This window comes from Stenotrophomonas sp. SPM (genome assembly GCF_003105135.1).
GTDB lineage: Bacteria > Pseudomonadota > Gammaproteobacteria > Xanthomonadales > Xanthomonadaceae > Stenotrophomonas.
Window position 1 is genome coordinate 1 of record NZ_QETL01000078.1, and the last position, 19,634, is coordinate 19,634.

At 66.7% G+C, this 19,634-nt stretch carries 22 protein-coding genes and 1 pseudogene; 4 read left to right on the top strand and 19 right to left on the bottom strand.

The features are described from left to right. The 4 genes and pseudogenes from DCO49_RS14775 to DCO49_RS20350 form a co-directional block, all read right to left on the bottom strand. Nucleotides 1–262, bottom strand: a pseudogene (locus DCO49_RS14775) (flagellar biosynthesis protein FlhF); the annotation flags it as partial. A gap of 145 nt (nucleotides 263–407) precedes the next feature. Further along, nucleotides 408–2,465, bottom strand: a complete 2,058-nt coding sequence (flhA, locus tag DCO49_RS14780; protein ID WP_207776494.1) for a flagellar biosynthesis protein FlhA — start codon at nucleotides 2,463–2,465, stop codon at nucleotides 408–410. Between the two features lie 41 nt (nucleotides 2,466–2,506). After that, on the bottom strand, nucleotides 2,507–3,637 hold the full coding sequence (gene flhB / locus DCO49_RS14785; RefSeq protein ID WP_116864678.1) for a flagellar biosynthesis protein FlhB: 1,131 nt from the start codon (nucleotides 3,635–3,637) through the stop codon (nucleotides 2,507–2,509). A 208-nt stretch (nucleotides 3,638–3,845) separates the two neighbouring features. Next, nucleotides 3,846–4,166 (bottom strand): hypothetical protein, encoded by a 321-nt coding sequence (locus DCO49_RS20350; protein ID WP_165835734.1) that lies wholly within the window; start codon nucleotides 4,164–4,166, stop codon nucleotides 3,846–3,848. Between DCO49_RS20350 and DCO49_RS14790 the strand changes: the two genes are divergently transcribed. The 3 genes from DCO49_RS14790 to DCO49_RS20200 are packed head-to-tail and all read left to right on the top strand — an operon-like array spanning nucleotide 4,165 to nucleotide 5,876. Next, a complete protein-coding gene (locus DCO49_RS14790) occupies nucleotides 4,165–5,142 on the top strand; it encodes a radical SAM protein (RefSeq protein WP_165835735.1) in 978 nt (325 codons plus the stop codon). The two genes, DCO49_RS20350 and DCO49_RS14790, sit on opposite strands and share 2 nt — an antisense overlap. A 12-nt stretch (nucleotides 5,143–5,154) precedes the next feature. Further along, entirely contained in the window at nucleotides 5,155–5,400 is a 246-nt protein-coding gene (locus tag DCO49_RS20195) for a hypothetical protein (protein ID WP_133249435.1), read from the top strand. Nucleotides 5,401–5,423: 23 nt separating this feature from the next. Then, on the top strand, nucleotides 5,424–5,876 hold the full coding sequence (locus DCO49_RS20200; protein WP_133249436.1) for a hypothetical protein: 453 nt from the start codon (nucleotides 5,424–5,426) through the stop codon (nucleotides 5,874–5,876). A gap of 86 nt (nucleotides 5,877–5,962) precedes the next feature. On the opposite strand, the gene DCO49_RS14800 is transcribed toward DCO49_RS20200, so the two are convergent. From DCO49_RS14800 to fliE, 15 genes are all read right to left on the bottom strand, one after another. Then, the gene (locus DCO49_RS14800) at nucleotides 5,963–8,095 is read right to left on the bottom strand and encodes a bifunctional diguanylate cyclase/phosphodiesterase (protein ID WP_116864681.1); all 2,133 of its coding nucleotides are present in this window, start codon (nucleotides 8,093–8,095) and stop codon (nucleotides 5,963–5,965) included. Nucleotides 8,096–8,406: 311 nt separating this feature from the next. Then, nucleotides 8,407–9,198, bottom strand: coding sequence for a flagellar biosynthetic protein FliR (gene fliR / locus DCO49_RS14805; protein WP_116864682.1), 792 nt, complete (start codon nucleotides 9,196–9,198; stop codon nucleotides 8,407–8,409). Nucleotides 9,199–9,211: 13 nt separating this feature from the next. Next, nucleotides 9,212–9,481: a flagellar biosynthetic protein FliQ gene (locus tag DCO49_RS14810; RefSeq protein WP_005413254.1), complete on the bottom strand. Its 270-nt coding sequence runs from the start codon at nucleotides 9,479–9,481 to the stop codon at nucleotides 9,212–9,214. 64 nt (nucleotides 9,482–9,545) lie between these two features. Beyond that, complete coding sequence (gene fliP, locus DCO49_RS14815) at nucleotides 9,546–10,322, bottom strand: flagellar type III secretion system pore protein FliP (protein WP_116864683.1); 777 nt, start codon at nucleotides 10,320–10,322, stop codon at nucleotides 9,546–9,548. Nucleotide 10,323: 1 nt separating this feature from the next. Further along, entirely contained in the window at nucleotides 10,324–10,731 is a 408-nt protein-coding gene (gene fliO, locus DCO49_RS14820; RefSeq protein WP_116864684.1) for a flagellar biosynthetic protein FliO, read from the bottom strand. Beyond that, nucleotides 10,728–11,063 (bottom strand): flagellar motor switch protein FliN, encoded by a 336-nt coding sequence (fliN, locus tag DCO49_RS14825; protein ID WP_116864685.1) that lies wholly within the window; start codon nucleotides 11,061–11,063, stop codon nucleotides 10,728–10,730. Before fliN ends, fliO begins: the two co-directional genes overlap by 4 nt. Further along, nucleotides 11,060–12,064 carry a flagellar motor switch protein FliM gene (gene fliM, locus DCO49_RS14830; protein ID WP_108759997.1) on the bottom strand — a complete coding sequence of 335 codons (1,005 nt, stop codon included), beginning with the start codon at nucleotides 12,062–12,064 and terminating at the stop codon, nucleotides 11,060–11,062. Before fliM ends, fliN begins: the two co-directional genes overlap by 4 nt. Nucleotides 12,065–12,076: 12 nt before the next feature. Next, nucleotides 12,077–12,592, bottom strand: a complete 516-nt coding sequence (locus DCO49_RS14835; protein ID WP_116864686.1) for a flagellar basal body-associated FliL family protein — start codon at nucleotides 12,590–12,592, stop codon at nucleotides 12,077–12,079. Between the two features lie 123 nt (nucleotides 12,593–12,715). Continuing rightward, nucleotides 12,716–13,864 (bottom strand): flagellar hook-length control protein FliK, encoded by a 1,149-nt coding sequence (locus DCO49_RS14840; protein WP_116864687.1) that lies wholly within the window; start codon nucleotides 13,862–13,864, stop codon nucleotides 12,716–12,718. Continuing rightward, a complete protein-coding gene (gene fliJ, locus DCO49_RS14845; protein WP_108768798.1) occupies nucleotides 13,864–14,331 on the bottom strand; it encodes a flagellar export protein FliJ in 468 nt (155 codons plus the stop codon). The genes DCO49_RS14840 and fliJ overlap by 1 nt, the downstream gene beginning before the upstream one ends. A 12-nt stretch (nucleotides 14,332–14,343) precedes the next feature. Then, complete coding sequence (locus DCO49_RS14850; RefSeq protein ID WP_116864688.1) at nucleotides 14,344–15,720, bottom strand: FliI/YscN family ATPase; 1,377 nt, start codon at nucleotides 15,718–15,720, stop codon at nucleotides 14,344–14,346. Next, nucleotides 15,717–16,358: a FliH/SctL family protein gene (locus DCO49_RS14855; RefSeq protein WP_116864689.1), complete on the bottom strand. Its 642-nt coding sequence runs from the start codon at nucleotides 16,356–16,358 to the stop codon at nucleotides 15,717–15,719. Before DCO49_RS14855 ends, DCO49_RS14850 begins: the two co-directional genes overlap by 4 nt. Further along, nucleotides 16,355–17,341 carry a flagellar motor switch protein FliG gene (gene fliG, locus DCO49_RS14860; protein ID WP_108770676.1) on the bottom strand — a complete coding sequence of 329 codons (987 nt, stop codon included), beginning with the start codon at nucleotides 17,339–17,341 and terminating at the stop codon, nucleotides 16,355–16,357. The genes DCO49_RS14855 and fliG overlap by 4 nt, the downstream gene beginning before the upstream one ends. 7 nt (nucleotides 17,342–17,348) lie before the next feature. After that, nucleotides 17,349–18,995, bottom strand: coding sequence for a flagellar basal-body MS-ring/collar protein FliF (gene fliF / locus DCO49_RS14865; protein ID WP_116864690.1), 1,647 nt, complete (start codon nucleotides 18,993–18,995; stop codon nucleotides 17,349–17,351). Between the two features lie 13 nt (nucleotides 18,996–19,008). Then, complete coding sequence (gene fliE / locus DCO49_RS14870) at nucleotides 19,009–19,377, bottom strand: flagellar hook-basal body complex protein FliE (RefSeq protein WP_116864691.1); 369 nt, start codon at nucleotides 19,375–19,377, stop codon at nucleotides 19,009–19,011. On the opposite strand from fliE, the gene DCO49_RS20395 reads away from it, so the two are divergent. Next, a partial coding sequence (locus DCO49_RS20395; protein ID WP_207776493.1) for a hypothetical protein occupies nucleotides 19,361–19,634 on the top strand: 274 nt, incomplete at its 3' end. The genes fliE and DCO49_RS20395 overlap by 17 nt on opposite strands.

Sequence of the window (19,634 nt, forward strand, 5' to 3'; positions counted from 1 at the left end):
GGGTCGGGGTGCGGCGGCGGGTCACCGCGGCGATCACTGCGTCGGCGGCGGTGCGCGGCTTCGGCGGCGGCGGGGCGATCTCGCGGCGCGAGGCTTCCAGTGCCCGCTGCACGGCGCTCTCGTCGTAATGGGCGGCGGCGACGATCTCCACGCCTTCCTCGATCCGGCGGTTGGACAGGATCACGGCGTCGGGTCCATGTTCCTTGCGCACCAGGTTCATGGCCGAGCGCATGTCGGCGGCGACGAATCGTTTGATTTTCATGCTGTGGTCACGGGACGAAGTCGGCGGAGTGGCGGTCGAGGAACGCGGGTGGTCGGTGGTCTGCACGGTTCGGGTTCCCCTTGGAATCTGTCGTGTACTGCGGTTTGAAAGTGGTGTCTGTTTTCTGGCGCGTGGAGGGCGGGCGTCAGCTGATCGTTCCGACCAGTTTCAGGCGCTTGTCTTCCGGCACCTCGCTGTAGGCCAAGACCGAGAGCGACGGAACGCTGTGGCGGACCAGGCGGGCCAGCGCGGCACGCACCGGGCCCGGTACCAGCACGACCGCCGGCTCGTTTCGCGCTTCCTGCTTGCTGACACATTCGGCCAGGCTCTGGTGCAGTCGCTCTGCGAGTCCGGGTTCCAGCGCGGCGCCGTTGCCCTGCGTGGACTCCTGCAAGACACGTTCCAATTGCGGGTTGAGGGTGAACACCGGCAGCTCCGCCGACATTCCGGCGATCTCCTGCACGATGAAACGGCCCAGCGCGGTGCGCACCGCAGCGGTCAGCGTGGCCGGGTCCTGGCTCATTGGGGCGTGCTCGACCAGCGCTTCGGCGATCTTGCGCAGCTGGCGGATCGGAATGCGCTCGACCAGCAGGTTCTGCAGCACGCGCACCACCGCCGACAGCGGCAGCGCCTTCGGCGTCAGATCTTCGACGAGCTTGGGCGCGGTCTTGCCCAGGTTGGCCAGCAGGTGCTGCACTTCTTCGTGGCCCAGCAGTTCCGGCGCGTGCTCGCGGATCAGGTGCGACAGATGGGTGGCGACCACGGTGGCCGGGTCGACCACGGTGTAGCCCATGGTCTCGGCCTGGGCGCGCTGGTGCGGCTGGATCCAGGTGGCATCCAGGCCAAATGCGGGGTCCTTGCCGGCGATGCCCTCCAGCGGGCCCAGCGCGCTGCCCGGGTCCAGCGCCAGTTCGCGGTCGGGGTGGATATCGGCGGTAGCTACCGGCACGCCATGCACCAGCACCCGGTAGCCGTTGGCCGGCAGTTCCAGGTTGTCGCGGATGTGCACGGACGGGATCAGGAAGCCCACGTCCTGGGTCAGCTTGCGGCGCACGCCCTTGATGCGCGCCATCAGCTCGCCGCCCTGGTTGGCATCCACCAGCGGGATCAGCCGGTAACCCACTTCCAGGCCCAGCGGATCGACCGGGCGCAGTTCGTCCCAGCTCAGCTCGGCGGTTGGCGCGGCGGCCGGGCGGCCGAGGGCATTCAACGGGCCGGCTTCAGCGGCGGCCGCGGCCGGATCGGCCGCCGGTGCCTGGCTCTTGCGGTACAGCTTCCAGGCAATGAAGCCGAGGATCGCGGCCAGCGTCAGGAAAGCGACGTTGGGCATGCCCGGCACCAGGCCGACCAGGCCGAGGATGCCGGCGGTGATCGCCAGGGCGCGGTACTGGCCAAACACCTGGCCGGTCATGGCCTGGGCCATGTCCTGCGAGCGCGAGGCGCGGGTGACCAGCATCGCCACGGCGCTGGAGATCAGCAGGGCTGGCAGCTGCGCCACCAGGCCGTCACCGATTGACAGCAGAGTGTAGGTGGCGGCGGCATCGCCGAACGGCATGCCATGCTGCAGCACGCCCACGGCCAGGCCACCGAGCATGTTGATGAACAGGATCAGGATGCCGGCGATGGCGTCGCCGCGGATGAACTTGCTGGCGCCGTCCATCGCACCGTAGAAGTCGGCTTCCTCGCGAACCTCTTCACGACGGGCCTTGGCTTCTTCACGCGTCAGCAAACCGGCGTTCAGGTCGGCGTCGATGGCCATCTGCTTGCCGGGCATGGCGTCGAGGATGAAGCGCGCGGTCACTTCCGAGACGCGCCCGGCGCCCTTGGTGATGACCACGAAGTTGATGATGGTCAGGATGGCGAAGACCACGATGCCCACGGCGTAGTTGCCGCCGATGACGAATTCACCGAAGGCGGCGATGACCTTGCCGGCCGCCTCGTGGCCGTTCTGGCCGTGCAGCAGGATGACGCGGGTGGAGGCCACGTTCAGCGCCAGCCGCAGCATGGTGGTGACCAGCAGCACGATCGGGAAGATGGTGAAGTCCAGCGGCCGCTTCACGTAGACGACCGCCAGCAGCACCATCAGCGAGATGGCGATGTTGAAGGTGAACAGTGCATCGAGCACCGGCGCGGCCAGCGGCACCACGACCATGGCCAGCAGGGCCAGCACGATCAGCGGCGCGCCAAGGCCCTGGCGGATCATCTCCAGGGCGCGGCGGGTGTTGAAGCCGGAAGCCTGGGCGTTCACGCGCGGCCTCCCTTGCCGAATTCATCCACGTCCACATGCGGGACGGACGGCATCGGGCCGGTCCGCCAGCTGCGCAGCTGGTAGACGTAGGACAGCACCTGGGCGACGGCGGAGTACAGTCTCACGGGAATTTCCTTTCCGAGTTGCCCCTCCCGATACAAGGCGCGTGCCAAAGGCGGGGCAGAGACGATCGCAACCTTGTTGCCGTCGGCCACTTCACGGATGCGCAGGGCAGTTTCGTCCACGCCCAGAGCGACCACCGTGGGGGCTCCCATGCTGCCGCCCTCGTACTTCAGGGCGACCGCGTAGTGGGTGGGGTTGACCACCACCACGTCGGCGGTGGGCACCGCTTCCATCATCCGGCGGTTGGCCAGCTGCTGCTGCATATGGCGGATGCGGCCCTTCACTTCCGGGCTGCCCTCGCTTTCCTTCATTTCCCGGCGCAGTTCCTCGCGGGTCATCTTCAGCTTGCGCGTCCAGTTCCAGCGCTGGTACGGGGCATCGATGGCGGCGAGCACCAGCATCGCCCCGGCGGCAGCCAGCAGCAGCTTGAGGGTGAAGCCCAAGCCATGGGCGACGGCCGACTCCAGTGGCTGGTTGAGCAGGCCGCGCAGGCTGTCGAAGCTGGCGGCGAACACCAGGGTGGCCGAGGCACCGACAAACCCCATGCGCAGCAGTGATTTGATGAGCTCGGCGACGGCTTCGGCGCCCCACATGCGCTTCAGTCCGGACAGCGGACTGAGGCGACTGGGGTCGGGCATCAGCGACTTGTTCGACCAGCGCAGGCCGCCCATCACCACCGGCGCCAGGAAACTGGCCAGGATGCAGACCAGCAACAACGGCCAACAGGCCATCATCAGGCGCAGGAACAACATGCCGAAGTGCCCGAACAGCAGCTGCGGGTTCTGCCACAGGGCCGGCTCGGGGCTGAGTGCGGCGCGCATCCACGCCCTGCCACCAGCGCCCAGCGAGGCGCTGCTGGCCATGATGGCGATGATGCCGGCGCCGAACACGGCCACGGTCGCCAGTTCCTTCGAACGCGGGATGTTGCCCTGCTCACGGGCCTCACGCAGGCGTTTTTCGGTTGGCTGTTCGGTTTTTTCGCCTGCGTCTTCGTTCTCGGACATCACGGGCACTGCGGCTGGGGTTGCCGGGGTGCGTGCAAGAACTGTTCCGTGACGGCGGGGCGGCGCTTCCGGTCAGCCGTCATCGGCCTGACATCCGCGGCGCCGGGTGGCCACGCCACTGCGGTGCTGCGGGCCATGGTGTAAGAAAATCCCTACAGCGAGATGGTGTTGACATAAAACCAACGCGCCGATAATGATCTATTTTGTGTCACCTGTATTGCTGGAACAAGCAACGTTCTTCCAGCGAGAAAATGTGGCCATGGCAGTTCAAGGGATTGATCCTTCGACCATTTCCGTGTCGAAGCATGGCATGGTCCGTCATCAGGACCTGTACGCGAGCGGGTTGGCTGAAAATATCGGCACCCTCGTCAAAGCCGGGGGTGTCAACGACCTGTGCACGAATCAGGGATCGTGCAGGGGTACCAATATCGACTGCACCAACAGCGGCGCCTGTGGTGGCTCCAAGAACATTGGAAGCTGCAACCTCACAACCGAGCACCCCATCTTCGAATAGGAGGATTTCACCCATGGTAAGTGAAGCCTCCTTGGCGGGTGCGTTGTCCAACAGGCGGTTCGAGCTGATCGTACTGCCTACCGAGAAGTGCAACTTCCGGTGTACCTATTGCTACGAAGATTTCCAGATCGGCAGGATGAAGCGAAGGACCATCGACGGGATAAAGAAGCTCATCGAGGTCAGGGTCCGTGATATTGACGACTTCACGCTGTCCTGGTTCGGTGGCGAGCCTCTGCTGGCCGAAGGTGTGGTTCGCGAGATCGGTGGATTCGCGCATGGGCTGTGCAAATCAAGTGGCATCCAGTTCCACGGGGCACTGACCACCAACGCCTATACGTTGCAGAGGAGATTGTTCGACGATCTTGTCGCCTTCAGGCACAACAATTACCAGATAACCCTGGACGGCGACGCGGAGTGGCATGACAGAACCCGGCTTCTGGCGAACAAGTCCGGTACGTTCGATGTCATCTGGAAGAATCTGGTGGACATGCAGGGACTGCAGCAGAACTTTCGAATCACGCTTCGCCTCCACGTGCATTCCGAGAACATTGAATCGGTACGCAGGCTGTATGGCAAAGTGCAGCAGGCATTCGGTGGTGATGATCGCTACCAGGTGTTCTTTCACCGCGTATCAAATCTCAGTGGTGAGAAAGGAATTCCGCAGACAGAACTGGGATTTGCCAGATACCAGCAGGTACTGGCGTACATAACCGGTGCCCAGGACGTTGGTGAGCCTCCGAAAGCGACTTCCGAAGCCAGTCTGGGTGACTACATCTGCTATGCCGCCAGGCCCAACTCACTGCTGGTGCGTGCCAACGGCCGTATCGGGAAGTGCACTGTGGCGCTCAATGATCCGCGCAATGATGTCGGCCGGCTGCTCGATGACGGAACGCTCGATCTGGACCAGCAGCAGTTGCAGCGATGGTTCGAGGGCTATCGAACGATGGATGCCCGGACGCTTTCCTGCCCTCTTTCGACTCTGCCAGCGTAAAGGAGATACCCGTTGATCGATAGCATTGATCCTTCAGATATTGCGGTTACGCCGTCTGGTGCCGTGAGCATCAATGACGAGGCGGCGCAGTCGTTGCAACGCAAGGAAGGGCTCATCAGTCCCCTGGCCAATAGCGGGTGTTCCAATCCGAGCTGCAACGTCAGTTGCACGAATACGACCGACTGCACCGGCACGAACAACCGGGGCTGTACCAATCGCCATATCTGCTACGTCGAAGATGTTCCGGTATTCGATTAAGCCACTTTCTGGAGAAATGACTCATGGAGAAATTTGATGATCGTCGTCGTCAACTGCTCAGGTTGGCGCCAATGGGTGCAGCGGCATTGTTGGTGGGTGGTGTAGGTGCCGCAAGCGCCGCAACCGCCGAGCCTGTGACGAAGAGGGCTGCAAAGGCCAGGTCAGCGGGGGCAGCCGGCGCACTGAATTTTCTAGTCAAGGTGGACTCACTGGATCCGCACGTGCAGGCCCGCAACAGTTCCGTGATTGTCGAGGTCAAGGAGAACCAGGCGTTCAATCTTTTGGGAACGCCGTTGTCAGCGCCCTATCTTTTGCGCGTTGCACGTGATGCTGCCGCCAGCACAGAAGGTTACGACATGTTCGCGGTGACGCTGCTGGACGCCAAGGGCCGCCCGCTGGAGCAGACGATCATCGACGAGACTTCAACCGCGCGATTTGTGCGGCAGCAGATATCCATCAACCTGCGGGTGAAATAGGCGGCTGCTGCTGGCCCTGTACGGGGCCCTGATCGCCGTCCACGCGATGAGGTCTTCTGGTCAACAGCGTTGTCACGGGTCAGTCATCAGTCGGGAGCGGGGGGCGCCGGTTGAGCCGGCGCCAGTTCGATGCGTGGCCGCGGCAGGTCGTGCAGCTGCATGAAGCGCGCCGCATCCACCGGGCGGCCCAGCAGGAAGCCCTGCAGATAGTCGCAGCCCAGTCGTTCCAGGTAGGCCCGCTGGGCGGCGGTTTCCACGCCCTCGGCCACGATGTCCATGTCCAGCGCGTGGCCCAGGGCCACGATGGCCGAGACGATCACCACGTCCTCGGCACTATGTTCCAGGTCGCGCACGAAGGCGTGGTCGATCTTGATCTCGGTGGCCGGCAGACGCTTCAGGTACAGCAGGCTGGAATAGCCGGTGCCGAAATCATCGATGGAAATGCCCACGCCCAGGGCCGACAGCGCCTGCAGCAGGCGCAGGCTGGTGTCGGTATCGCGCATCACCGTGCTTTCGGTGATCTCCAGCACCAGCTGGCGCGGGGTGATGCGATGGCGCTCGAGCACTTCGGTCACATCCTGCAGCAGGTGCGGCGAGCCGAACTGCACCGGCGACAGGTTGACCGACATCGACCAGCCTTCATGGCCGGCGTCGTGCCAGCGGCGCAGCTGCGCGCAGGCCTGGTCCAGCGCCCAGCGGCCGATTTCGTTGATGGCGCCACTGCGCTCGGCCAGGCGGATGAAGCGGTCCGGCGGTATCAACCCGTGCTCGGGATGGCGCCAGCGGATCAGCGCCTCGGCACCGGCCACCTTCTGCGTGGCCACCTGGATCTTCGGCTGGAAGTGCAGGAACAGCTGGTCACTGCTGATCGCTTTGCGCAGGTCGGCCAGCAGGCGGAACTGCTGCTCGGCGCTGTCGTTCATCCAGTCGGCGAACATCACAAAGGCGTTGCGGCCCGATTCCTTGGCCTGGTACATCGCTGCATCGGCGAAGGCCATCAGCTGCCGTTCGCTGGCGGCGTGGTCGGGGCAGATCGCCACGCCGATGCTGGCGGTCACCTGCAGTTCGCTGTCGGGCAGCAGCGGCGCGCTGCCCACCGCCTGCAGGATGCGCCGGGCCAGGGTTGGCAGATCCTCGTCGTGTTCGATGCGCACCACCAGCACGAACTCATCGCCGCCCAGACGGGCCAGCAGGTCGTTGGGCCGCAGCAGCTGGCGCGTGCGTTCGGCCACCGCCACCAGCAGCGCATCACCGGCCTGGTGGCCATAGGCATCATTGACCTGCTTGAAGCCATCCAGGTCCATGAACATCACCGCGAAGCGGCTGCCGCCCTGTTCGGCCTCGGCCAGCGCCTGCACGATGCCCCGCTGCAGCAGCAGCCGGTTCGGCAGGCGGGTGAGCGGATCGTGCAGCGCTGCCTGGGTGAGTTCCTGCTGGGCATCGGTAAGCGAGGTGCTCAGCATCGAGTTGCGCAGGCGCAGCAGCTGCGCCTCCACCCGCTGGTCCATCCAGGACACCACCAGCACCACCGCCAGGATCGCCACGGTGAGCACCACCACCAGCATCGCCAGCCAGGTGCTCTGCAGGCCATCGCCCACGGCCGCTCCGCAGACGCTGCCTTCCGGAAAGCGCGCGGCGGCCATGCCGGTGTAGTGCATGCCGACGATGGCCAGGCCGAGCAGGCCGGCGGCCGCCAGTCGATCAATGCTGCGGGTGTGCTGCGCGCGCAGCCGGAAGGCGACGTACAGGGCGACCCATGAGGCAGCTACTGCGACCAGCAGCGACAGCGCCAGCCAGACCGGGTCGTAGTCGATACCCGGGTTCATGCGCATCGCGGCCATGCCGACGTAGTGCATGCCGGCGATGCCCGTGCCCATCAGCACCGCGCCACCGGCCAGGCGCGGGTGGGGCAGGGTGCGAAGCGAAACCAGCCACAGCGCGAACACCGAGGCAGCGATGGCCATGCCCAGTGAGAGCAGGGTGATCGGCAGGTCGTAGCCCAGCGGGATGGGCAGGTCGAAGGCGAGCATGCCGATGAAGTGCATGGACCAGATGCCCAGGCCCATGGCAAAACCGCCGCCCAGCCGCCACCACCAGGTGGCGCCTTTGCCGGGCGCGGTAACCGTGCGGCCGGCCATGGCCAGCGCGGTGTATGACGCCATCACCGCGACCAGCAGCGAAACGGCTACCAACCACGGGTTGTACGTGCCTACCAGCATTCGTCTTTCTCCCGGACCATCCTGTCGACGGAAAAACTACGTTGGGGCATGGATGAGGCAGGCGGCCCGCACGGCGGCTGCCAGGTGCGGTGTCCCCCTGGGCACCGCCCATTCACTCTAACGCGAACGGATGGGGGAGGGGTAGAGCCGAGCCTATGCTCGGCTTCCTGCTTGGGCCAAAGGCAGCCGAGCATGGGCTCGGCTCCATAAAAGCGCTCGTGGCAAGGTGGGATGGGTAGCGCCGAGCCTATGCTCGGCTTCCTGCCTGGGCCAAAGGCAGCCGAGCGTGGGCTCGGCTCTACAAGTGCGCGTCACCGGGTGACGGCACCCGCCGCTTCGAAGGCGGCGTCGAACAGGCGCTGCACCGGCGGGCCCATCTCACCCATCAGCAGGGCCAGCAGGAACAGGCCCAGCAGCAGCGAGACCGGCAGGCCCAGCTGGATCGGGTTCATTGCGGGCGCTGCACGCGCCAGCACGCCGAAGGCGAGGTTCACCGCCAGCATCGCCACCGTCAGCGGAATGGCCAGGGTGAGGGCGCCGCGCAGGGCGGTCAGCAACAGGGTCGGGGCGATGCTGAAGAAGGCGTTCGGGTCGGGCAGGGGCGCACCGATCGGCAGCGCGCGGTAGCTGTCCACTACCAGCGAGATCAACGCCAGGTGGCCGTTGGCGGTGAAGAACAGCAGGCCGAACAGCAGATAGAACCACTGGCCGATGACGCCGGACGTGCCGCCGCGCAGCGGATCACTCATCTGCGCGAAGGCCAGGCCGGTGCCCTGCGCGACCAGTTCGCCGGCCATGGCGCCGGCCTCGAAGATCAGCCGCAGCATGAAGCCGATGGACACGCCGATGGCGAGTTCACGGGTGATGGTCAGCACGGTGGCGGCGTCGAAGCCGGTCCATTCCGGTACCGGCGGCAGCAGCGGGGCGAGGGCGATGGACAGGGTGCCGGCCAGGATCACGCGGATCCGCTGCGGCACCGCGCGGGTGCCGATCATGGGCATGGCCATCGCCACCGCGCCGATGCGCAGCATCGTCCACAGCACCGTGGCGATCATGCTGAAGGCCTGCAGGCCGTCGGCAGCCATCTGGGTGGCGGCATCCATCAGCGCGTGTTTCCTAGCCGATCAGGTGTGGAATGCGCTGGAACAGCAGCGTGGTGAATTCGACCAGGTGGCCGATCAGCAGGCTGCCCAGCGCGAACAGCACGGCCGTCAACGCAGCGGCTTTGGCAACGAAGGCGATGGTCGGCTCGTTGAGCTGGGTCGCGGCCTGCACAACGCCCACCACCACGCCTACCACCAGCACGGTGAGCAGCAGCGGGCCGGCCACCCACAACACGGTGATCAGGCCGCCACGCAGTTCGGTCAAGGCAAGTTCGGGAGACATCGTTGTTCCATCGGTAGCGCCGGGCCATGCCCGACGGGGCGTGTTTCATTCACGCCGGATTGATTCACGCCGGATTGAAGCTGGCCGCCAACGTACCCACCGTCAGCACCCAGCCATCGACCAGCACGAACAGCAGGATCTTGAACGGGGCCGACACCAGCATGGGCGACAGCATCATCATGCCCATCGACATCAGGACGCTGGCCACCACAAGGTCGATGATCACGAACGGGATGAAGATCAGGAAACCGATCTCGAAGGCGGTCTTCAGTTCACTGGTGACGAACGAGGCCACCAGCACCGGGAACGGGATCGCGTCGGGGCTGGCGTACGTGCCGTGGCCGGCGATGCCGGCGAAGGTCATCAGGTCGGTCTCGCGGATCTGCGCCAGCATGAAGCCGCGCAGCGGCTGCGTGGTCAGCGTCCACGCGGTCTGGAAGTCGATCTCGCCGTTGAGGTAGGGCGCCATGCCCGTGCTCCACGCCTTGTCCCAGGTCGGCATCATGATCATCGCGGTCAGGAACAGGGCCAGGCCCAGCAGCACCTGGTTGGACGGCGTCTGCCCGGTGCCCAGCGCCTGCCGCAGCAGGCCCAGCACGATGATGATGCGGGTAAACGAGGTCAGCACCAACAGCATCGACGGGATCAGAGTGATCGCCGTCATCAGCAGCAGGGTCTGCAACGGCAGGCTGACCGGCTGGCCGCCGATCTTGCCGACGTTGACGTCCGGCAGCGCGGCCGGCGCACCGGGCGCGGCAAACGCCAGCACGGGCAGCAGGCACAGGGCGATCAACAGCAGCCACGACAGAACGGTGGCGGGACGGGTACGGGCGACACGCATGTCAGGGGTCCTTGCGCAGCCGATGTTGCAGCAGCTGGGCGAAATTCGGCAGGTTCTTGAAGTCCGGCACGCGCGGCGGCGCGGGCGGCGGCAGCGGTTCGGAAAGGGTATGCAGCGTATGGATGCTGCCGGCGGTCACGCCCAGCAGCAGCTGCTGGCCATTGACCTCGACCACCACCACGCGCTCCTTGGCGCCAACATTCAGGCTGGCCACCAGCTTCATGCCTTCCGGCGGGCGGAAGCCGCTGCCCGGCATGCGCTTGAGCAGCCAGCCGAGGCCGACCACCAGCGCCAGCACCGCCAGCAGCGCCAGCACCGCGCCGAACAGGCTCGGTGCACTGGCGGCATGCTGGCCGATCTGCGGGGTGGTCTTCGCAGCAGCCTGGGCGGTGGCGAGCAGCAGGTTCAACGCAGTCTCCGGATCCGCTCGCTCGGGCTGACCACATCGGTCAGGCGCACGCCGAAGCGATCGTTGATGACCACCACTTCGCCATGGGCGATCAGGGTGCCGTTGACGAACACATCCAGCGATTCGCCGGCGCCGCGTTCCAGTTCCACCACTGAGCCCTGGTTGAGCTGCAGCAGGTTGCGGATGGGCAGGCGGGCACGGCCGACTTCCAGCGATAGAGTCACCGGCACGTCGAGGATCACGTCCAGGTTCAGGTCCGGGCCGATCGACTCGTCGGCCTCCAGGTTGCCGAACTGGGCCGGGGTCGGTTCGAGGGCGTCGATATCGTTCATTGCGGGTCTTCCTGGATGACGGGTACGCGCGGGCGGGTGCCCGGCGGATGGGTAGCGGTGATCTTCACGGCGTTCATGCCGTTGGCGACGCCGAACTCGCCGGTGAACACCGGGATGTTCTCCACGCACAGCGGCACCTGCGGGTTCAACTCGATCGGCAGGATGTCGCCGACCTTCAGCCGGGTCAGGTCACGCAGGGTCATGCGCTTGCTGGCCAGCACGCTGGACAGGGTCACTTCGGCGATGTTGAGCTGCTCGCGCAGCATCACGCCCCAGCTGGCATCGCGATCGTTGCGGTCGCTCTGGATGCCGGCGTCGAGCAGTTCGCGGATCGGCTCGAGCATCGAGTACGGCAGGGTGACGTGGATATCGCCGCCGCCACCGTCGAGTTCGACGTGCAGGCGGCACACCACCACGTATTCGCGTGGTGTCACGATGTTGGCGAAGTGCGGGTTGATTTCCGAATTGATGTATTCGAAATCCACTTCCATCACCGGCGCCCAGGCCTCGCGCAGGTCGGCGAAGGTCTGCTTCAGCAGCAGCTGGATCACCCGCATTTCGGTAGCGGTGAACTCGCGGCCTTCGATGCGGGTCGGGTAGCGCCCGTCACCGCCGAAGAAGTTGTCGACGATGGCGAATACCAGGGTCGGCTCGAACACGATCAGGCCGGTGCCCCGCAGCGGCTTGAAGCGGATCAGGTTCAGGTTGGTCGGCACATACAGCGAGTGCATGTAGTCGTTGAACTTGATCAGCTCGATGCCACGCACCGAGAGTTCGGCCGAGCGCCGGATCAGGTTGAACAGGCCGATCCGCCACAGGCGCGCGAAACGCTCGTGGACCATTTCCAGGGTCGGCATGCGACCGCGGATGATCCGGTCCTGGCTGGCGAAATCGTACGAACGGGCCTCGCCACTGGGCGCCTCCGGTTCGGTTTCGACCGCGCCACTGTCCACGCCATGGAGCAGGGCATCGATCTCATCCTGGGACAGCAGGTCATTCATCGGGGGCAGCCCTTACTGGGTCACGAAGCTGGTGAACAGCAGATCGTCGGCACCGTTGCTGCCGGTCTCGGCCTTGAGCACCTTCTGCACTTCGGCCAGCGAACTGGCCTGCAGCTTCTGCTTGCCGGCGATGTCGGCGATCTGGTCGGAGGTGACCTGCGAGAACAGCATCAGCAGGCGTGCGCGGATGGCCGGGGCGTGGGTCTTGATCGCTTCCAGCGCGGCCGGATCGCGGGTCATCAGCTGCACTTCCACCTGCAGGTAGCGCGGGCCGTCCATCGAACCGTTGAGGTTGACCACGAAGGCCGGGTCCAGCGCGAAGTACTGCGCCGGGGCCGGCACGGCACCCTTCTTCGGGGCCTCGGCGGTCTTGTCTTCGTGCTTGGACTGGTTGAAGAACCAGACGCCACCACCGGCGGCACCTGCGGCCAGCACGGCCACCAGGGCGGTGATCAACAGCGGACTGCGCGGCTTGGCGGCCTTGTCCTTGTCGGCGGTCTTCTTGGTTTTGTCAGCGGCTGCGGCCACGAGGTGAAGCTCCTGAGGGTTGCTTCACCGGGATATGCAAGGGGCGTGCCGCAGCGCGAGGAGAAGGGTGCGACAGAATTCCGTCGGTGCGTAAAACCGCCGGGCAGGGCCCGGCGCTAGGGTTTACGCGTAGGCGTCCAGCAGCCCGCGCTGGCGCATCAGCTGTGCAGCCGACATCGTGGTGTCGCCCCGCGACGGTTCTCCGTCGCCGCCGCCCAGGTCGCCCATGCCGCCGGGCTGCGCCGACGGACTGCCGTCGCCGCTGTTCTGGTGGCCGACATCGGCATGGGCCAGCTGGAAGCCCTGTTCGCCCAGCAGTTCACGCAGGCGCGGCAGGCTGCTTTCCAGCGCATGGCGCACATCCACTTGCGGGCTGCTGAAGCTGGCGTGGACCTTGTCGCCATTCATCTGCAGGCGCACGTCCACCGGACCCAGGTCTTCCGGGTTCAGGCGGATGTGGGCGTGGCCGATCTTCTGGTCGGCCAGCCAGCCGAGGCGTGCGCCGACCGCCTGGTCGAAGCCGTCGTCACCCAGGGTCGGGGTGGGCGTCGGTTCGCCGTCGAAGACCGGCGTGCTGGCCAGCGCGGCCTTCAGGTCCTGCAGCGCGGCGGGCAATGCGCCCTGCAACGGGACTATCGGGGGGCGATCGCCGATCAGCAGGCCGTCGCTGTCGTCGGCGCCATCCAGCGCCTGCTGGCCGAGGATCATGTCCGGCAGCGGCTGGGTGACGATGTCGCCATCGCTGTCGGCCGCTGCGGTGGTCACGGCTGCGCCGGCGGCCAGCGGCGGTGCGGTGGGCAGCGCCGGAGCAGCGGACGGCAGTGCCGCATCGGCGCCATCGGTGTTCACCACTGGCGCGGTGGCGGCGGCTTCGGCCGGCACGGGCGTGGCCAGTACCAGCCCGGCCAGACCGAGCGGCGGCCACGGCGCATCGTCGCCGTCGGCGCTGTTGTCCTTGTCCGCGTCCTTGTCCTGCGCGGCAGTGGAGGAGGGTGCGTTCGAGGCGGTTGCCTCGGTCGTGCTGGCCTCGCTGTCCTTGCCGCTGGTCCAGGCCTTGTCCGCGCTGTCGTCCGGGTTGGGTGATGCACTGCCTGGCGAGGCGCCCGGCTTGGCCGGGGGCGCGTTGCTGGCAGGCTTCGCTTGGGTGTCGGCCGCGGGCGGGCCCTGCAGCATCCGCCCGAAATCCTTGCCGCTGCCGGTGCTGCGCGCGGGGCTGGCGGTGCTGCCGGTGCTGCTGGCGGTGCCGATGCTGCTGGACAGTGCGGAGGGCATCACGTGCGGCCTCCCTGCTCGCCGCCGTCCGGTTCCGCCGTCTGCGCCAGGCGTGCGCGGCGGGCGCCGATGTCATCCATCTCGCGCTGGTCGCGGCGGTCGGTCACCACCTTTTCCTGGGCGCGGTAGCTTGCGGCCAGCTGTTCCAGCACGGCCTTGTCGCGGCTGGCCAGGATCAGGCGCGCGCGTTCGGCTTCCACCTTCTCGCGGTTGCCGTTCACCGTGGCCTGCTGCTGTTCCACCGCACTGTCGAGGCGGTCGAGGAAGGCGCGGCGGTTGAGCAGCTGGGCCGGGCTGGTCGCAGCCATCTGCGCGTTCGCATACTCCTCGGCGTAGCGGCGAAGCTCGTCCAGGCGCGAGAGGTGGGTATCGAGCACGCGCTGGCGCTCGGCCAGGTCGCGGGCCACGGCGTCTTCGTGTTCCTGGGCGCGCTTCAGCAGGGGATCGATGCGCTTGGACTGTGTCATGGTTCGGCTCTCTTAATCCACCAGGCGCTGCAGCGCCGCCTGGCTGTGCGGAAGATCAGCGGCCTTGGCCACGTCCTGGCCGAGAAACTCCATGATTTCCGGCCAGCGTTCCAGGGCTTCGTCGGTGGCGGCATCGTTGCCGCGCTGGTACGCACCGATCGCGATGAGGTCGCGGTTGGAGGAATAGGCCGAGACCAGGCGCTTGAGCTTGCGGATGCGCAGGCGCCACGGTTCGTCGGCGATTTCCGTGACCACGCGGCTGACCGACGATTCAACGTCGATGGCCGGGTACAGGCCGCTGTCCGCCACCCGGCGCGACAGCAGGATGTGGCCGTCGAGGATGGCGCGCGCCGCATCGGCGATCGGGTCCTGCGGGTCATCGCCCTCGGTCAGCACGGTGTAGAAGGCGGTGATCGAGCCGCGCCCCTTGGCACCGTTGCCGGCGCGTTCGACCAGCGCCGGCAGCTTGGCGAACACCGACGGCGGGTAGCCGCGGGTGGTCGGCGGTTCGCCCACCGACAGGCCGATCTCGCGCTGCGCCTGGGCGAAGCGGGTCAGCGAATCCATCAGCAGCAGCACGTTCAGGCCCTGGTCGCGGAACCACTCGGCGATGGCGGTGGCGCGGTAGGCGCCGTGCAGGCGTGCCAGCGGCGGTCGGTCGGCCGGACTGGCCACCACCACCGCACGGCGCAGTCCTTCCTCGCCCAGCGTGGTCTCGACGAAATCGCGGACTTCGCGGCCACGTTCACCAATCAGGCCGACGACGATCACGTCGGCGGCGGTGTAGCGGGTCATCATGCCCAGCAGCGTCGATTTACCGACACCGGAGCCTGCGAACAGGCCCACGCGCTGCCCGCGGCCGATCGGCAGCAGGGCGTTGATGGCACGCACGCCGACGTCCAGCGGCTGGGTGATCGGCTCGCGCGCGAGCGGGTTGATCGAGACACCGGCCATGCCGACGTGGCCTTCAGCACGGATCGGGCCCTTGCCGTCCAGCGGAACGCCATCACTGTCGATCACGCGGCCGAGCAGGCCTTCGCCCACTTCCACGCCGCCACGGCGCGCAGACGGCACCACGCGAGCGTTCGGCAGCAGGCCATGCAGTTCGGCGCTGGGCATCAGGTAGGTGCGTTCACCGGCGAAGCCGACCACTTCGGCGTCGACCCAACCGCCATCGACCACTTCCACCTTGCAGCTGGCACCCAGCGGCGCCTCGCAGCCCACGGCTTCCAGGGTCAGGCCGACCGCGCGGCGCAGCACACCCTCACGGATCAGCCCGCGGCCGTGCGTGGTATCCACGCGCAGGCCATCCAGGCGGCGGGCCAGGCGCAGGTTGCGGGCCACGGCCCAGTCGGTCGGCGGCGGGGGCAGGTTCGATTCCGGGGTCATGGCGTGGCTCCAGTCTGGCGGATCACCGCATCGAGTGCGCCACGCAGGCGCGCTTCCAGGGTGCCGTCGATGCGCACCGCTTCGGCGTGCACGCGCAGGTCGCCGCGGCTCAGGCTGGTGTCGGGCACCAGGCGTTGGGTCGGGCTGAGGGTCATCAGCGGCGCGAGCGCGGCGATGTCGTCCGGGTGCAGGCGCACTTCCACGTCGCGTGTGTTGCCGCCAACCGCATCCACCGCTTCGCCCACCAGCTGCGCCAGCAGGGCCGGGTCGGCCTCGTAGGCGCGACCGACAAGGGCGCCCGCGATGCGCACCGCCAGTTCGCCCAGTGCGCCGACCACTTCGTTCTCCAGCCGTGCCAGCGGCCGGCTGAAGTTGTCGAGGATGCCTTCCATCTGTGCGACCAGGCGGCGTACCTCGGCTTGGCCCTGGCCATAGCCATCGGCGTGGCCGTGCTGGAAACCTTCCTTCTCGGCACTGTCCTGGATCGCCTGGATTTCCTCCAGGGTCGGCAGTTGCAGCACCGGTTCCGGCTCGTGCTCGGGGTCCGGTTCGGTGAGCTCGAGGACATCTTCCTGCTCCAGCGGCGCTTGCGGCTGGGCCAGCAGGTCGGGGGCAAGCCAGCGCACGACATTGCTCACAGCATGGCCTCCGCGCTGCCACCGATGGTGACGGTGCCCTCATCGGCCATGCGCTTGACGATGGCCAGGATCTCGCGCTGCGCGCCTTCCACGTCGGACAGGCGCACCGGGCCGCGGGCTTCCATGTCTTCCAGCAGGATCTCGGCCGCACGCTGCGACATGTTGCGGGTGATCTTGTCGCGCACCTTGATGTCGGCGCCGCGCAGGGCCAGGCCCAGGCGTTCGCCGCTGACTTCGCGCAGCACCAGCTGCATCTCGCGGTCGTCCAGGTCCACCAGGTCGTCGAAGACGAACATCAGGTCCTGGATGCGGCCGCTGAGCGGCGCATCGATGCGCGCGATCTCGCCCAGGATGGCCTGGTCCTGGCCGCTTTCCATGAAGTTGAGGATGTTGGCCGCGCACTGCACGCCGCCGATGTTGGACGACTTCAGGTTCTGGTTGCCGGCGAACTGGCGCTCCATGATCTCGTTCAGTTCATTCAGCGCGTTCGGAGGAATGCCGTCCAGGGTGGCGATGCGCAGCAGCACGTCGACGCGGGTGCGGTCGGGCAGCAGCTTCAGCGCGTCGGCGGCCTGGTCGGTTTCCAGGTGGGCCATCACGATGGCGATGATCTGCGGGTGCTCATTGCGCACCAGGTCGGCGACGGCGCGCGGGTCCATCCACTTCAGCGCGTCCAGGCCGGTGGTGTTGCGGCCCAGCAGGATGCGGTCGATCAGGCCGCTGGCCTTCTCGGTGCCCAGCGCCTGGATCAGCATGTTGCGGATGTAGTCGTCCGAGCCCACGCCCAGCGAGGTCTTCGAACCCAGTTCCTGGTTGAACTGGTCCATGACCCGGCCCACCTGCTCCCGGGTGATGTCAGTCATGGTCGCCATGGCGATGCCGATCTTCTGCACTTCCTTGGGTTCCATGTGGCGCAGCACTTCGGCCGCGTCCAGTTCACCCAGCGACAGCAGCAGCACGGCAGCGCGCTGCACGCCGGTCAGTTGCACGTCAGTCATTGGCCACCCAGCCCTTGACCACCTGGGCCACGCGCTTGGAATCGGTCTTCACGGCTTCACGCGCCATCCGCAGTCGTTCCTCATAAGAATCCACCGGCAGGGCCAGGGGATCCGCACCGGCCAGGCTGACGCGGTCTGCGCCCAGCGCCGGCAGCGGCGTGCCATCGTCATCCACCAGCTGTACGTCTGCGGTGTGCGGCTCCAGCTCGGTGTTCTCGTTCTTCCTGTTCTGCCCGGTGATACCGCGCAGGGCAGGGCGCAGCACGCCGAACAGCAGCGCCAGCACCACCACCGCGCCCAGCACCATGCGACCGGCGTCGAACACCCACGGCAGTTCCCACCAGGCGGGGCCTTCCACCGGGGTGGTGTCGCGCACGAACGGCGCGTTCATCACCGACACGGTGTCGCCACGCTCGGCATTGAAGCCCACCGCCTGCTTCACCAGCGCCTCGACGCGGGTCAGTTCAGCGGCCGCCAGCGGCTGCGGGGTGACCTTGCCGTTGGCACCGGCGCGCGGCACGTTGTCCACCAGCACCGCCACCGAGACGCGCTTGATGCGGCCAGCCGGCTGACGGGTGTGCTGCAGGGTACGGTCCAGCTCGTAGTTGCGGGTCGCGTTCTTGCTGCTTTCGGTCGGGGTCTGCGCGGTCGGCGGTGCGGCCTGCTGGCCCGGCGGGCTGTTGCTGGTCGCGCCCGGCACGCCCTGCGGGCCCGGGGTGCTGCTGGTGTTCTCGCTCATCTGCTCGCTGCGCAGCTTCTGCGGTTCACCGTTGTAGAGTTCGCGGGCTTCCTCGGTCACCGAAAAGTCCATGTCCACGCTCACTTCCGGGTTGACGCGGCCGGGGCCGGTCATCGGTTCCAGCAGCTCGCGGATGCGCTGGTTGAACGAGGTTTCCTGGCGGCGCACCTGCTCGAACTGGGCGGCGTTGACCGCCGCTTCGCTGTTCGGATCGCTGACGCTGAGCATGCGGCCGCTCTGGTCGACGATGGTCACCCGTTCCGGCGCAAGATCGGGAATGGCGGCGGCCACCATGTGCACGATGGCATCGACCTGGCTGCGTTCCAGCTGCTGGCCGCCACGCAGTTCCAGAGTGACCGAGGCGCTGGCCACGTCACGCTGGCGGGTGAAGGCGCTGGGCTTGGGAATGGCCAGGTGCACGCGCGAATCGCGCACCGGGCGCAGGGTGTTGATGGTGCGCGACAGTTCGGTTTCCAGCGCGTGCTGGTAGCGCGCACTTTCGACGAACTGGCTGACGCCGAAGCCGGGGTCACGTTCCATCAGCTCGAAGCCGAGCTTGCCGCTGTCGGTCAGGCCGGAACCGGCCAGCTTCAGGCGCGCATCGTGCAGGTTCTTTTCCGGCACGGTGATGCCACCGGTGGCCGGGTCCAGCTCGAACGGAATCTGTGCCGCACGCAGCAGGTCGGTGGCTTCGGCGGTCGCCTTCTGGTCCAGGCCGGTGTACAGCGGGACCATGCCGGGCTTCTGCGACCAGAAGAACACGAACAGGCCTGCCGCCACCGCCACCGAGATCATCGCCATCAGGCCGAGGCGGCGGGTGATCTGCAGACTCTGCAGGCGGTCGAACCACTGCCCGGCCTTTTCGGCGTTCAGGGTTTCCTTGGAGAGCGTCAGTGCCATGCGTCAATGTTCCTTACAGCGGCATGTTCATCACGTCCTGGTAAGCCTGGACGAGACGGTTGCGGACTTCCACGGTGGCGCGGAAGGCGATCTGGGACTGCTGCGAGGCGACCATCACCTTGGCCAGGTCGGCGCCGGGTTCGCCCAGTTCGAAAGCCTTGGCCAGGGCGCCGGACTTCTGCTGGGCGTCGTTGACGCCGGCGATGGCACCGCGCAGGGTCTCGGTGAAGCTGGCGGGCTGGACCTGCGATGCATCCAGGACCGAGCCGGGCAGGGCATTGCTGCGCGGCGCTTCGGCCAGCGGGTTGAGCGCCGCCGGCTGTCCCATCTGGGTCTGATAGGAGCGGATCTGGGAAAGAATCGAAGTGACGGAGTGGGACATCTGCAACGGTTCCAGAAACAGGGATGGGGGTGTTCGCTGGAACAGGTGCAAGTGGCGTGCCGAAACCGGTTTTCGATTCAGTGTCGTGAGGATTGTGGATGTGCTGGCAGGGCTTGCAGCCCTGCACCTGCTCAACGTCAACTTCAACGTCAACGTCAACGGCGGGGATGGCGGGGTGGGTCCGGTTGAGGGGGACGCCGTAAACCCGTCCATGGGGGCTTGGTCGCGGCATCCATGCCGCTCAAACCCCCTCAACC